Source organism: Mesobacillus sp. QJM3NY_10 (assembly GCF_056173465.1).
Genome location: NZ_CM149675.1, coordinates 2,309,246 through 2,322,760, shown reverse-complemented (window position 1 = coordinate 2,322,760; position 13,515 = coordinate 2,309,246). Strand labels below are relative to the sequence as shown.

At 39.7% G+C, this 13,515-nt stretch carries 14 protein-coding genes; 2 read left to right on the top strand and 12 right to left on the bottom strand.

Going from position 1 to position 13,515, the window contains the following annotated elements:
• The first annotated feature begins 28 nt into the window (after positions 1 to 28).
• A complete protein-coding gene (locus tag AC0VX7_RS11700) occupies positions 29 to 652 on the top strand; it encodes a Crp/Fnr family transcriptional regulator (protein WP_475427985.1) in 624 nt (207 codons plus the stop codon).
• Here AC0VX7_RS11700 and AC0VX7_RS11695 read toward each other — a convergent pair.
• From AC0VX7_RS11695 to AC0VX7_RS11665, 7 genes are all read right to left on the bottom strand, one after another.
• Positions 649 to 1,272, bottom strand: a complete 624-nt coding sequence (locus AC0VX7_RS11695; RefSeq protein ID WP_475427984.1) for a Crp/Fnr family transcriptional regulator — start codon at positions 1,270 to 1,272, stop codon at positions 649 to 651. The genes AC0VX7_RS11700 and AC0VX7_RS11695 overlap by 4 nt on opposite strands.
• 959 nt (positions 1,273 to 2,231) lie before the next feature.
• On the bottom strand, positions 2,232 to 2,564 hold the full coding sequence (locus AC0VX7_RS11690) for a hypothetical protein (protein WP_475427983.1): 333 nt from the start codon (positions 2,562 to 2,564) through the stop codon (positions 2,232 to 2,234).
• Between the two features lie 94 nt (positions 2,565 to 2,658).
• Positions 2,659 to 4,593 carry an FtsX-like permease family protein gene (locus AC0VX7_RS11685; protein WP_475427982.1) on the bottom strand — a complete coding sequence of 645 codons (1,935 nt, stop codon included), beginning with the start codon at positions 4,591 to 4,593 and terminating at the stop codon, positions 2,659 to 2,661.
• The gene (locus AC0VX7_RS11680) at positions 4,583 to 5,347 is read right to left on the bottom strand and encodes an ABC transporter ATP-binding protein (protein WP_475427981.1); all 765 of its coding nucleotides are present in this window, start codon (positions 5,345 to 5,347) and stop codon (positions 4,583 to 4,585) included. The genes AC0VX7_RS11685 and AC0VX7_RS11680 overlap by 11 nt, the downstream gene beginning before the upstream one ends.
• A 1,107-nt stretch (positions 5,348 to 6,454) precedes the next feature.
• Positions 6,455 to 7,474: a sensor histidine kinase gene (locus AC0VX7_RS11675; protein ID WP_475427980.1), complete on the bottom strand. Its 1,020-nt coding sequence runs from the start codon at positions 7,472 to 7,474 to the stop codon at positions 6,455 to 6,457.
• Positions 7,467 to 8,168 carry a response regulator transcription factor gene (locus AC0VX7_RS11670; protein WP_475427979.1) on the bottom strand — a complete coding sequence of 234 codons (702 nt, stop codon included), beginning with the start codon at positions 8,166 to 8,168 and terminating at the stop codon, positions 7,467 to 7,469. The genes AC0VX7_RS11675 and AC0VX7_RS11670 overlap by 8 nt, the downstream gene beginning before the upstream one ends.
• A 125-nt stretch (positions 8,169 to 8,293) precedes the next feature.
• Positions 8,294 to 8,500: a ChaB family protein gene (locus AC0VX7_RS11665; protein ID WP_475427978.1), complete on the bottom strand. Its 207-nt coding sequence runs from the start codon at positions 8,498 to 8,500 to the stop codon at positions 8,294 to 8,296.
• 169 nt (positions 8,501 to 8,669) lie between these two features.
• Between AC0VX7_RS11665 and AC0VX7_RS11660 the strand changes: the two genes are divergently transcribed.
• Positions 8,670 to 9,518: a DUF1206 domain-containing protein gene (locus AC0VX7_RS11660; RefSeq protein ID WP_475427977.1), complete on the top strand. Its 849-nt coding sequence runs from the start codon at positions 8,670 to 8,672 to the stop codon at positions 9,516 to 9,518.
• 129 nt (positions 9,519 to 9,647) lie between these two features.
• Here AC0VX7_RS11660 and AC0VX7_RS11655 read toward each other — a convergent pair whose 3' ends face one another.
• The 5 genes from AC0VX7_RS11655 to AC0VX7_RS11635 all read right to left on the bottom strand — a co-directional run bounded on the left by AC0VX7_RS11655 (position 9,648) and on the right by AC0VX7_RS11635 (position 12,950).
• Complete coding sequence (locus AC0VX7_RS11655; protein ID WP_475427976.1) at positions 9,648 to 10,373, bottom strand: sulfite exporter TauE/SafE family protein; 726 nt, start codon at positions 10,371 to 10,373, stop codon at positions 9,648 to 9,650.
• A 71-nt stretch (positions 10,374 to 10,444) separates the two neighbouring features.
• Entirely contained in the window at positions 10,445 to 10,912 is a 468-nt protein-coding gene (locus AC0VX7_RS11650) for a hypothetical protein (RefSeq protein ID WP_475427975.1), read from the bottom strand.
• Between the two features lie 313 nt (positions 10,913 to 11,225).
• Positions 11,226 to 11,708: a hypothetical protein gene (locus tag AC0VX7_RS11645; RefSeq protein WP_475427974.1), complete on the bottom strand. Its 483-nt coding sequence runs from the start codon at positions 11,706 to 11,708 to the stop codon at positions 11,226 to 11,228.
• 33 nt (positions 11,709 to 11,741) lie between these two features.
• Complete coding sequence (locus AC0VX7_RS11640; protein ID WP_475427973.1) at positions 11,742 to 12,329, bottom strand: ATP-binding protein; 588 nt, start codon at positions 12,327 to 12,329, stop codon at positions 11,742 to 11,744.
• Between the two features lie 24 nt (positions 12,330 to 12,353).
• Positions 12,354 to 12,950 carry a GNAT family N-acetyltransferase gene (locus AC0VX7_RS11635; RefSeq protein ID WP_475427972.1) on the bottom strand — a complete coding sequence of 199 codons (597 nt, stop codon included), beginning with the start codon at positions 12,948 to 12,950 and terminating at the stop codon, positions 12,354 to 12,356.
• Between the last annotated feature and the right edge of the window lie 565 nt (positions 12,951 to 13,515).

The window sequence follows — 13,515 nt, the reverse complement described above, 5'->3', positions numbered from 1 at the left end:
TCAGCTTCACTCATAGGGAGGTTTTGGTATGGTTACGGTGTATGAAGAAGTCTTTCATTGGGAGAATTATTTAAAATACGGCACTCGGCAGTTTTTCAGAAAAAAGGAGTGCATTTATAAGCAAGGAGAATTTGGAGAAGGTTTTTATTACCTGCATAAAGGTCTTGTGCGAATCGTGACAGAATCAGCCGCTGGAAAAGAAAATATGCTGAATATCGTCATCCCGAACCAGCTGTTGGGTGTCCAGTCACTCGATCAGAAAACCCATTTCACCTCTGCAATCGCAGTTAAAGACTCTGTTGTCTATCACTTCTCGTCTGACGAATTCCGACAACTGATGATCACCCACCCAGAACTCTTCAAGCTTTTTTCGAAGAGCGTCATTCACAAAATGAAAATTCTTTTAGATCGCATCAATTTGAATGCGTTTACATCCGAACAAAAGCTAGCCGTCTTACTCCATAACATTTGCGACGAATTCAAAAATTACGAGATTCCTATTTCCCAGCAAGACCTTGCCTGCTGCACCGGACTCACAAGAATAACCGTCTACAAAGTGCTCAAACAATGGCAGGAAGCAGGAATCATTGAGATTGACAAAAGAAAATACTTCATAAAAAAACCAGATTCCCTAAGAAACCTGGTTGGTTAATCCATATGCGGATTGCTGGCAATCGCCCTTATTTTATCAAAATTGATGATAATAATTTCACGCTTATGAAGCTCTATGTACCCCTTCTGCTTCCATTTTTGAATAATCTTGTTCACTGTGATTCGGGACGTGCCAATGTACTTAGAGAAAGCCGTCTGGTTCATCGAGGCATTCCCGTTCTCCTGAACAAGCTTGAGCAGATAAAAAGCCATTTGCTGCTCTACGGGGCTGTCCAGATGGGCAATGATTTCTGCTAGCGTCCTGAATTTATAAATCAATGAATCTGTATAAATCCCCGCCGCTTCAGGATGTTTCTTGCAAATTGTCGCAATGACATCATCGGAAAAGTAGTAAACCAGCGAGGGACAAGTCGTCGTTCCGCTCGTCAAATAAGGCTCCCCATGAACCCCATGTTCACCAAACAGCATCCCAGGCGGAACCATGTTGATGATCCGCTCATCCCCCTTGTCCGAAAGAAGCGTAACCTTGATTTCACCCTTCTTCAAATAAAAAATTCCTCTGCCAGCCTCACCCTGATGATAGACAACCTTGTTCTTCTCAAACTCAAACAGCTGCCCATAAGACAAATACGGCTCCCATTGATAACGAAGAAAATGCATTCCATCACCTTCCTCTATTTTTTACTGGTGACTATTCTAATAATTATGATAATTATATCATTTTTGGGAAACTTATGCGGAAAAAGTAGAGAAGGATTGGGCAGATAAATGAATGGCTATGCTGTCGTAGAGTTTAATAGACTTTGCTGAATGAAGTCTATGTAAAAAACTGCTCTCAAAATGTCTATTAAACAGGACTTCTTAGACATTTTACGCTGTGATTAATCTCAAAATGTCTATTAAACAAGACTTCTTAGACATTTTGCGCCGTGATTGATCTCAAAATGTCTATTTAACAAGACTTCTTAGACACTTTGCGCCGTGAATGATCTCAAAATGTCTATTAAACAAGACTTCTTAGACATTTTGCCCTGTGATTCATCTCAAAATGTCTATTTAACAAGACTTCTTGGACATTTCGCTCTGTGAATGATCTCAAAATGTCTATTTAACAAGACTTCTTGGACATTTCGCTCTGTTAATGATCTCAAAATGTCTATTTAACAAGACTTCTTGGACATTTTGCGCTGTGATTCATCTCAAAATGTCTATTAAACATAATCTTAGACATTTCAAACTATGCTTGCCTTTGTCATTTAGCACAATGGATGACACTGAAATATCTGAATAAGTTCATAAAATAGATGTTATCTACAAATAGAAAAATGGTTGTATTTTGGTAATATAATTGTGAGGGAGGGGATAATATCTATGCGCCGTCAATAATGGGGTTGACGTCTTTATTCATAGTTATAGCTGTGACTACTTCATTAGTCATTTTGTTAATCTGGATTTATCGTCTGTATAAAAATTCAGAGATTCAAGTGGAGCAGAACAGAAGAATAATCGAGTTGCTGGAGCAATTCCATGGAGAGTCATCTAAGGGTAACTAAAATACAGTAACAAACTAGCCAAGCTTGCTGGTAGCTGGTAAGCTTGGCAGCAAAAAGAAGGATAGATTACGATTCCAAAGTTCTTTTCATAATCTCAAGTTCTCTCTCATTTCGCACTGTCTTTTCCCAGATGAAGTCCTGGTCTTTTTCCAATCTTTTAATTTGATTCAGTACCTCTTGGTGCCTTAATTCATTCTTTGTTTCCATTTTGTCCATTCTCAACTCAATAGATTCAAACTTTTGTCCATGTTCCTGTTGAACAGTTTGCATTTCCTTCATGTCCTTTTGCATTTCCTTCATGTCCTTTTGCATATCACTCATACTGTTATGCAGGTTACCAACCATGGTAATCAGTTGCGACATCATTCCTTCTAATCGATCAAGTCTTTCTTCTGACATTTTTCTCACCTCCCTTTTTCATATTATAAAATAAATCTGTCGATTAGGGTAGAAAAATAAACCGCCTTCCTTTTGGAAAGCGGCTTTTGATATTCTAATTAATCAACTGCAATAACATCTTCTTCCTGGCATAAAAGAAAGATCCCACCTGGATGACCAGGTAAATTCCCGAAATTTGCAGAAAGTGCATTATTATATCTGGGTTATTCATGATTCCACCGACGTCTGTTGATAAAATTCCAAGATACAAGAAGGCCAGTGTCGTTCCGAGGACAGTTGGTGCAAAGAAGATCGTCCCTAATTCTCTTGTTACGTTCTGCTTAATTTCCCTTGATGACATCCCAATTTTATTTAGTTTTCGATATTTCAATTTCTCAGTTTCGACTTCGGAAAACAGATTAAGAAACAGCAAAACAAAGGTTCCGAAAAAGAACATGATGCTTAAAAATGTCGTGACATAGAACATCATTCCATTAGTGGTTTTATTTTGATGATAGTCGCCTATTTTCGAGGCCACCCGAAACAATTCGGATTCTGCTGTATGCTCCAGATCAGGAAAATCCATTGGTGGAGTCGACTGATTATTTAGCTTTAATTTTTCTTCTAATCCTTCAACAGCACTTTCACTCTCTTTCCAGTCATCCACATTGATTAAATTCAGATTCAACACGTACCCTTCCACTGTATTCCGCAAATAATCAAATTCGTTCTGATTAACGACAATGAATTCATATGCATTCGGCAGCAGATTGATAGTTCTTTCAATCACTTGATCCTTCAATGTATATGTTACAGCTTCATTATTAATGGATAACTTAATCGACTCAGCAATATCTGTATGAGCATATTCTGGCTCAGAGTTTAAATAAAAAAGATACTCATTTTTTCCTAACTTCACCTCACTCGAAGTCAGCCTATTGAAATCATCCAATGACATGAAGTCATAAGTATGATATCCATCGACATATTCAAGTTTTTCATAATAATTCAATATCGTGATTTCAAGATGTTCTTTTTTACCGAATAACTCGTTTAGCTCGCCATCGGAAATCGTATTTTTCGTTTCTGACTGATAAAAAGCGACATCATATGGATTATTAATTACAGCATCTTTTTCAGAAGCCTTGTAGAAGGTCAATAATAAGGTGCTATAGAAGATGGTGATCATAATCATTACCGTCACAAGCATGATGATGGATGTCAGCTGCTTAAATTTATAATCGAGGCTGCTCAGGAAAAGCAATCTGCGATAGTAAAAACCAGGAAACTTTTTAACGAGATTAATTAGGAAACTAGCAGACTGGTTAATTGAGATATACAGGCCCAGTAACATCGCCAATGTCCACAGCGGCAGGTATGCGCCATTTGAGCTTACATATGTAAAATAAAGGATCAGCAGTGACCCGGCCATCAGCACAAGCCCAAAGCCGCCAATCAGTGGGCTTCTCATTTTGATTGTGTCTGCGTACCTGTTGCTTTTCATACTAGTAATCAGGCTGCTTCTCATTGTCTGGAACAGAGATTTTCCTACAGCCAGAATGAACACGGCCAAAAAGGATCCGATAGAGTAAATAAACATTTTACCGTTAAAATGGAACGGAACTTCCCCCATTTCGATGAGACTCATCAAGAGCATGAAAAACAGTCTTGAAAAGATCGCTCCAGCCAGCAGTCCCGAAAGAATGGATAAAATGGCAATCGCTGCATTTTCCAGGATCAGCAACTTGCTTAACTCTCTTTTTGCCATGCCCAATGTCATGAAAAGCCCAAACTCACTTTTTCTCTTTTTCATGAAAACATTGTGGGCATAACTGATAAAAAATATCGTGAAAATAATCAACGCAGCACCAGGAATCGATAATGCGTCCTGCAGACTTTCCAACTTCTTCCCCTGTTCAACCCTGCTGTTAAAATAAACCGTCGAGAACATGAAGAAGAACATCACCGCAAAGCTGTTGCAAAGATAATAAAAGATATACTTCTTGTAATTAACCTTCGCCATCTTCCAAACCATTTGATTAAATGTCATAGGTTCTTCCTCCTAAGACGGCAAGATTATCCATGATCCGATTCAGGAACTCCTTCCTGTTCCCTTTTTTCACGATGCTCGAATAAATCATTCCATCCTTGATAAAAACGACCTTATGACAATAGCTGGCAGCAAAAACATCATGCGTCACAAGCAGGACCGTAGTTGAGAGCTCATCAACGATTTTTTCAAAGCATTCCATGATGACGGCGGAGGATTTTGAATCCAGATTCCCGGTTGGTTCATCCGCAAAAATCATTGCCGGGTCATTTACAAGCGCACGGCTGACGGCTGTCCGCTGCTGCTGTCCACCCGATATATTATAAGGGTACTTGTCTAAGGTCGCCTCTATCCCAAATAGATTCGCAAGACTATGAACCTTCGTTTCCATGTCAGCTGCTGTGTTCCTTTCCAGCACCATTGGAAGAATGATATTTTCTTTGACCGTCAAGCTGTCTAAGAGATTGAATTCTTGAAACACAAAGCCGAGCTGTTTGCGACGGAACAGTGCTAGCTGATCGCCTGACATCTCACTTATCTCCTGCCCCGAGATATTGACCTCGCCAGAAGTCGGCTGGTCAATTCCACTCAGCACATTGAGCAATGTCGTCTTTCCGCTTCCCGACGGTCCCATAATCGCCACAAATTCACCCTTATTGATAGAAAGGCTTACTCCATCAAGAGCCTTCGTCAAACCTTCCCCACTCGATCCACCATACACTTTTACGATATTTTGAGCCTCCAAAATGACCATTCTAGTTCCCCCTTTTAAAAATTGTAGTTGTTTAGGACGTTCGGACATTTCAGCGGCTCTACGCCTTTGTTTTGTCCGAGGCATCCCCAGTTAAGACATTTCTCCGGCTGGTTCCTCTGGTTTTGTCTGAAGTAGCCCCGGGTTCGGACATTTCAGTGGCTCTTCCTTCTTGTTTTGTCCGAAGTAGCATCAGGTTCGGACATTTCCACGGTGCTTCCCTCTGGTTTTGTCTGAAGTAGCCCCGGGTTCGGACATTTAAGCGACTCTTCCCTCTGGTTTTGTCTGAAGTAGGGTCATGTTCAGTCAATTCCGCGACTCTTACCTCTGATTTTGTCTGAAGTAGCATCAGGTTCGGACATTTCAGTGCACTTTCCTCTTGTTTTGTCCGAAGTATCCCCGGGTTCGGACATTTCAGCGGCTCTTTCCTCTTGTTTTGTCCGAAGTATCCCCGGGTTCGGACATTTCAGCGGCTCTTCACCCCTGTTTTGTCTGAAGTAGTGTCATGTTCAGTCAATTCCGCGACTCTTACCTCTGATTTTGTCTGAAGTAGCATCAGGTTCGGACATTTCAGTGGCACTTTCCTCTTGTTTTGTACGAAGTATCCCCGGGTTCGGACATTTCCGTGGCACTATCCTTTTGTTTTGTCCGAAGTAGCGCCGGGTTCGGACATTTCAGAGGCTCTTCCTTCTCATTTTGTCCGAAGTAGCATCAGGTTCGGACATTTCCTCGGTGCTTCCCTCTTGTTTTGTCTGAAGTAGCCCTGGGTTCGGACATTTCAGCGACTCTTCCCTCTTGTTTTGTCCGAAGTAGCCCCGGGTTCGGACATTTCAGCGGCTCTTCCCTCTTGTTTTGTCCGAAGTAGCATCAGGTTCGGACAATTCCGCGACTCTTCCCTCTTGTTTTGTCTGAAGTAGCTTCGGGTTCGGAAGTTTCCGTAGCACTCCTCCGTACTTTTGTCCAAAGTAGCATTTGTTCGTAGAGGATTCCACGTAATCGCTGGCTCCTATAAGGTATAAAATCGCGTTCGCTTTCTAACTCCATATTAAGCCGCCAATCAAAAAGCAACCATCGATAACGCTAAAAAATACCTTACAATTTTGTAAGGTATCATGAATCACTTCCGGGCTTTGGTCCGGCTAACCAACGAAGCGTAACCGTTGTTCCTTCTCCTTGCACAGATTGAATGGTGATCTTAGCCCCAAGTTTGTCGGCGATTTTCTTGCTGAGGTAAAGTCCTATACCTGTAGAATTGCGATGCTTCCTTCCATTTTCCCCGGTAAAAAACGGCTGAAATACCCTCTCGAGATCATATGGCGGTATGCCTACACCCTCGTCAATAATTGATAGAAGAATGTGATCATCCACCCTCTCAACCTTAAAAACTAGCTTTTTGTTCCCTTCCTTCAGGCTTGAGTACTTAATGGCATTGGAGATGATTTGGTCAATCAGAATCTCATTCCACTTTGGATCAGTAATGATTAAAGCATCTTCTTCACTAGATTCTATGGCAGGATAGAGCGATGAATAGATCCATTCCTTTTTCCGAGCATTAATCAGCTTCCGTAACGAAGCAACCAGGTCAACAGTCTGCACCTCAAAGTCATTCTCAAACTGATCCATCCTGATCATTGTCAGCCCTTGCTCGATGGAGCTGTGGAGTCGTTTATTTTCCTGCTGGATTTTTTCCAAAGTCTCTGTTTTTCCCTCATTATTCAAAATCAGTTCAATCACTGAAACTGGCGTCTTTAAATGGTGCATCCAATGGGACAGCAAGCTGATTCTCTCTTTGCTTTTCTCCTTTAACTCATTGTTTTCCTTCGTGTATTCACCCACTACTTTATGTAACAATTGTTGGAAAGCCTTCTGCTCCTCGGTATTGCCTGCCAACTCCACATTCTGACCCTTCCTGAGCATTTCCATAGCGCGGTTCGTTGGATAAAAGCGAAACCAATCGATCAGCAGATAGACAGTTAAGAAAAATAACCCAATCGCCAACGGGTAATAATATTCCTTGTTCGCAGGTTGACTAAGATGAATAAACAACACAACACAAACGATATTGAGTATATAAAACATAATAAGGAGTAAGCGGTCTTTTAAAAACCGGAGGAAAAGACGTTTAAGCATGTTCAATCCCCACAGGAATCTCTAGCATATAGCCTACTCCACGTTTGCTTTTGATAACTTGGCTCAATCCCAGCTTGGCAAGAGTTTGCTTGATTCTTGTCATATTCACGGTCAGGGTATTATCATCCACGAAAGTGACCGCATCCCACACTTCTTCAATCAGCTCTTCCCTTAAAACAAAAGTATCCTGGTTCTCCATCAGCTTCTTCATCAATTTATACTCATTTTTCGAAAGCTCTGCCCTTGAACCCTCATATTCTAGCATCAATGTCTTCTCATCAAGACAAAGCGACCCTGCACAGTTTTGTTTCTCTTCTTTTGCCGAATACTCTCCATAAACCCTTCTTAACGTCGCCTTGATTTTCGTATGCAGCATATCGAACGTGAACGGCTTTGTGATAAAATCATCTGCCCCCAGCTCGATTGCCATAATCTGTTCGATCTCCTGGCTTCGCGCAGAAATCATCAATATTGGCACATTAGACTTCTGGCGAAAACTCCTGCACAAATAATACCCATCATAATAAGGCAGGTTAATATCAAGCAAAACCAGATCAGGGTTAATTTGAGCAAACTCTTCCTCTATTTTTGAGAAATGAACCGGCAATTCCACCTCATACCCATACCGCTCCAAATTTTCCTTGATCAGTTCACACAGCTGCGGATCATCTTCAATCAGCATAATTCTATACATTAGTAAATCTCCCCTAAAACTATATGACTCTAGTATAAATTTTACCAAAGATAAAAACATCTTTATTTGTAAAAAATAACCGCCTTCCTTTAAGGAAAGCGGCTATTTGCCTGGATCAATAAATATTAATCTTCTTCTTTTCTCACCCATTCGTCATCATTATTCTTTTCGTACTCATTTTTAACAGCACTCCAAGCCACCTTAAAGGCTGTTTCTTCTTCATCGTATTGTTCAGAAGCTGAATTGAATGCTTCTTTAAAAATCTCCTGTGCATGATGCGGCAGGTTATCCTTTACTGCATCCGGCAGGTCGTTTAAAGAATTATATGGCATATTAAAACCTCCTGAGGATAGAATTTTCTTCTACTTTTCCCGCACTGCTGAAAATAAAACAAGAGACTTTATGCTGGTCTAGTGGAAGCAAGTAACCCAAATGGTTTCCTTTTTAGGAAAAGGGGGAACATTGTATAAATGAGAGAAAAATAGAGGAAGTGTTCATAACATGAGTTCACCATCAACTATAGAAGTCAAAAATAGATTGAGAGAAGCTAAACCGTGGATGCGCAGGTTTGCCCGGTTTGGTTATATTGCAAAAGGTCTGGTTTTTGTAATGGTTGGAGTGCTCGCTGCTTTAGCTGCATTCGGACCCAAAGGCGACACGACCGGGACCTCAGGAGCACTTCAATCAATCTCCGAAATGCCTTTTGGTGAAGTTGCCCTATGGATGATCGGGATTGGTTTAATTGGATATATCTTATGGGATTTTATTAAAGCGATAAAGGAACCTGAAAATGAAGGAACTGATGCCAAAGGTTTGATTAAAAGAACTGGTTATTTCATCAGCGGGCTTATATATAGTAATTTGGCTTTCGGTGCAATAAAATTAGCTAGTAACACCGGATCTGCTGGCAGTGACAATTCGGAGAAAACGATTTCTGCCAAGTTAATGGAGCAGCCATTTGGCGTCTGGTTGGTTGGAGTGGTTGGAGCAGTCATTATTGGATATGGAATTTACGAACTATATAGTGGAGCTAAAGAGAAGTTCATGTCCAAATTCAAAACATATGAAATGAATGATAAAGAACGTAAAATCGCACGCCTGTCAGGTAAGATCGGCCTGATTTCACGAGGAATTGTCCTGAGTATGGTTGGATTTTTCTTCATTCGCACAGCATACACACATAATCCAAATGAATCAAAAGGCCTGGGCGGTGCATTAACAGAATTGGCAAACCAGCCATTCGGACAATTACTACTAGCTATTGTAGCAGCCGGACTAATATTATACGGCATCTACCAAATTATTAAAGGCCGCTATCAACATATGAATTTTGGTTATGATGGAAAATAAATAAGAAATGAAAAGCTAGTGCGGTTTCCAATTGGCCGTGCTAGCTTTTTTTATGTAACTTCTCTGGTTGAATAAAAAAATGACGTATGCCAGTACACACGTCATTTTAAACAAACTTAGAGCAATTCTTCAATTCCTCGTTATGCTATCAAAAAACAGATAAATCCCTGTACCGCTCAAAAGGATATAGGTAAATATCCTGAATGCTCGCTGATTGATCCTCGTATATAATTTTTGCCCTATGAACATCCCAATCAGCACGATCGGAACTGCATATAAACTTGATATCCAGATCGTTTTATTTGAACCAATAATGGTCATCTGGGTAAGCAGACTAACTGAATAGGCAAACAGGTAAAACGCCAGTGTCGTTGCTCGCAGCTTCGCTTTTTTAGTTTCAGTGCCCGTAAAATACAACAGTAATGGCGGTCCTGGCATACCGATGCTCGTCGTTAAAAGGCCCGATATCCCACCAACTATGTAATCTCGAAACGGAGTTGGGCTAAGCCTGAATTGGAAAATCAACAACAATGTCAACAACAACAAAAGGATACTAACGCTTAGTTTAAACGTATCTATGTTTATCGAAGCAAAAATTAATATACCAAATGGTACCCCAGCAATACTCCCCAAAGTAAACCTTTTCAACAAGATAAAATCAATATCCTGCCTGATATTCCAGATAAGAGCCACCGAGATGACCAACGACAGGATGATATTTATTTGAATCGCTTCATACGGCAGGTATAGCATTAATAAAAATGGGGTTGCCATTATCGAAAAGCCAAAACCAGTGCTCGTTTGCAAAACAGAAGCAACCAGAATAATGCTTATAAAAATCAATGCAGTCTCCAAATCCAACCTCCTGTTATCTCAAAAGAAAAAAAGCCACCTGGTTGGCAGCTTGCTCTCGTTTCTCAGTCACCTTAATGATCATATTTTAACTTAATTTTTTCTTCTTTTCCATTCCACTTAACGGTCAATTCAAAAGTACTTTCCTGATTATCGAGTGGTCTATAATCAGAATCCTTCGGAATATGGGTAGTGCCTTCGCTTGAACCTGATGAAGTGAAAACCATATTGACATCAAACGGATCGCCTTCTAATACTTGTTGAGTTGCGCTGCCCAATTCATCAGATGAGTACTCAATAATCCGGCCTAAGTCTGGTTCACTACCAACATACTTTAGCTTTAAAGTCTGTTTTCGTTCATATTTCATTTCATAATGGTTTTCGAATTCTTTATGGTCTCTGTATTCGACCTTGCCTTTCTGAATCAGCTCAGCGGACCAGTGATCACTTTTGCCTCTAAACGCCTGATAGTAATCCCTTGTAGTTGTGCAGCCAGTCAATATAAATATAAAAATAAAAACCAGTAAAGTTAACCTTTTCATCCAATGCCCCCTTCGCTAAAATAATTCCCAGTCATCCTTGTAAAATCTCGACTATCTTCTTGGTGGTAATGATTGATGCAGGAAAGAGGATCACAATGGAAAAGCCTATTTGTAAAATGAATATCAGAAGTCCATAAGGCACAAACATCATTTCAATATATCTAATGAAATAATCAAATATGAATACATAACCCACAAAAAACATCATTGTTAAAATGATATTTACAAAATTCTTTTTCACAAGAGACCTCCTCTTTATCAAATAGTACTGAACAGCAAAAAAGCTGCCTTTAATGGGCAGCACGCAATATAATCAATCCCCATATTTCTCAAACCAATGTTTATTCCATTCAGCATAGTCCATTTTTATAACCTCTTCAGCAGTTTTGCCATCGAGTGAATAAGGTGACCCGACCAATCCATTCCCGACTGGAAATGATGTACCTCCGATTATTTCACCTTTAAAAACAAATACTCTCACCTCAACTTTTCTCGAAAAACCTATCTTATGTCTATAAGTTTTACTTAATGGGTGATTTTTCACAATGAAAATCTCCTGAGTGATTTCTTTTCCAATGTAGGCATCTGGCTCAATTGATTGTACGGCCCAAATCGAACTGTGTGGCATATCAACTAATTGCTGTCTCTCAAAACTATAAAAATATTTACCCTCGTATGACTTAATCGAGTATCCTTGATCTTTTAAATATTCATTGGCTAACTGAGCATTTTCATCTAATCTTGGTCCACAGGCTGTTAGCACTAAGACAACAATGAGAAAGACTAGTTTTTTCATGTGAGCTCCCCCAATTTAGATAACTCTTACGGTCTATCCTTCTGCTATACGTGAAATTTCCAGAATAACAGCTTTAGCTTCTGCGTTGTCTTTTATCCTAAACAAGTAATCTGCTTCACCCTCCACTGGATCCATTACATCTGCTTTTAAGGAGTCAGTCTGCTGTTTTTCTAATACCTCGGCAAAATTGGAATAGGCACCTCTGAAGATGGTGGTACTCCGTTGACTTTCAGTAACTCGGGCTTGAAGAACATGGTCCGGAATATCAAAATGAACAATAATCTGTATAAAGTCATCTTTGGGAAACAACTCTTTAAAAAGATACGACCGGTCTTTTAGGCTCCGATTCGAGTTACAAATGATAAGATGATAATTTGTTTGCTCTATTGCATAATTGACGATCAGCTTGGATAAAGCGTGCTTTAGAGTATTGGGTCCGTGTGTCGGTTGCAGGGCCATATAATATGTATTGATGAATTCCGCATGATTGTCTTGATCAATGACCATAGAGTTCTCCAGCTCTTTTTCCAAAGCCTGTGCGAAAGCAGTTTTACCGCTGTGTGTTTTGCCTACAGTAATTACCACTATCCTTTTCAGTAAAATCTCTCCCTTCGTCTTCATTCGTATAGGATTGACCACACGATTCTATGTTTCTATGACTCGGATTTCAGTAATATCATTCCGTCTAATATAATCCTCCTGGAGAATTCCATAAATAGCACAGTCTTTATATTGATTCTTGGCATTGCGAATCATGTGACTGACTATTCCTTCTTGCTCCATCCCCGCTTTAAGCATTATCCTTCCTGAAGCCGGATTATCAGTATTATGTGCAGCGGATATTTTATGTATATTCATATAGTTAAAGCCAAAATCAACTACCGCTTTAAGCGCTTCGCTTCCATAACCTTGATTCCACCATTCGTACCCAATTGAATAACTTACTTCACAGTTATCAGTAGTCCTATCAAAATCATATAAGTCTATTTCTCCGATAAGTTCGCCATCAACTTTAAGCTCAATCCCCCAATAACAAAGTTCTTTAGAATCATAGTCAGCTACAATTTTAGCTAACCTCTTATACGTCTCTGAGACTTGCTTATGAGCCGGGCTTACTCGATTGTCACTTACCCGTTCGTCTGATAGCCAATTTTCAAAAACAGTTCGGGCATCTTTCAGTCCCAACTGCCTGAGAATTAATCGTTCTGTCTCTATTTTAGGTGTTCCCATAAAATGAATCATTCTGTCTCCCCCTGACTTAGTTCTTTAGGGACTAACTCCCCGATTTTACAAAAAAATGAAACCTTTTTCTGTAACAATGCGTAACAACTTAAAAGGGGGTCATCACTATCGGAAAAACAATAAGCTTTATAGCCACTTTGATAATTATCGGATTAATCAACTTTGGAGCAACGTTAATACTGGATTTTAGCTTTATAGAGGTATCAGTTTTCGTCGCTTTGGCCAGCACATTCTTCATTTACTTCTTTAGTTCTTCAGGCGGAGTTACAAGCCGCAGTATTGATATGCAAGTACAAGGTGAAACTGGATTTAAAATGAACCAATCTCCGGAAAAGTTTTCACCCTCATTTGCATTTTACGCATCTATTCTCTATTTAATTGGATCAGTAATTGCGACATTTTTTATGTACAAGGAATACTTTCTTTAAGAGACCCGAGTTTGAGTATAGAAACACTCTTATTCCATACTTATTTTTAATTCACGAAATACCTTACGCTGAAAAATTCAATAAAAGTTGACATATTCCTTCTTTTTCCAATATATCTTTTTTTTGTAGAACCTTAT

Excerpts from the sequence above, each read along its gene's own strand:
- AC0VX7_RS11675 (WP_475427980.1), bottom strand. The coding sequence starts at position 7,474 with ATGCTTAAACGTCTTTTCCTCCGGTTTTTAAAAGACCGCTTACTCCTT.
- AC0VX7_RS11665 (WP_475427978.1), bottom strand. The coding sequence starts at position 8,500 with ATGCCATATAATTCTTTAAACGACCTGCCGGATGCAGTAAAGGATAAC.
- AC0VX7_RS11645 (WP_475427974.1), bottom strand. The coding sequence starts at position 11,708 with ATGAAAAAACTAGTCTTTCTCATTGTTGTCTTAGTGCTAACAGCCTGT.
- AC0VX7_RS11700 (WP_475427985.1), top strand. The coding sequence starts at position 29 with ATGGTTACGGTGTATGAAGAAGTCTTTCATTGGGAGAATTATTTAAAA.
- AC0VX7_RS11695 (WP_475427984.1), bottom strand. The coding sequence starts at position 1,272 with ATGCATTTTCTTCGTTATCAATGGGAGCCGTATTTGTCTTATGGGCAG.
- AC0VX7_RS11685 (WP_475427982.1), bottom strand. The coding sequence starts at position 4,593 with ATGACATTTAATCAAATGGTTTGGAAGATGGCGAAGGTTAATTACAAG.
- AC0VX7_RS11635 (WP_475427972.1), bottom strand. The coding sequence starts at position 12,950 with ATGATTCATTTTATGGGAACACCTAAAATAGAGACAGAACGATTAATT.
- AC0VX7_RS11640 (WP_475427973.1), bottom strand. The coding sequence starts at position 12,329 with ATGAAGACGAAGGGAGAGATTTTACTGAAAAGGATAGTGGTAATTACT.
- AC0VX7_RS11650 (WP_475427975.1), bottom strand. The coding sequence starts at position 10,912 with ATGAAAAGGTTAACTTTACTGGTTTTTATTTTTATATTTATATTGACT.
- AC0VX7_RS11690 (WP_475427983.1), bottom strand. The coding sequence starts at position 2,564 with ATGTCAGAAGAAAGACTTGATCGATTAGAAGGAATGATGTCGCAACTG.
- AC0VX7_RS11670 (WP_475427979.1), bottom strand. The coding sequence starts at position 8,168 with ATGTATAGAATTATGCTGATTGAAGATGATCCGCAGCTGTGTGAACTG.
- AC0VX7_RS11660 (WP_475427977.1), top strand. The coding sequence starts at position 8,670 with ATGAGTTCACCATCAACTATAGAAGTCAAAAATAGATTGAGAGAAGCT.
- AC0VX7_RS11680 (WP_475427981.1), bottom strand. The coding sequence starts at position 5,347 with ATGGTCATTTTGGAGGCTCAAAATATCGTAAAAGTGTATGGTGGATCG.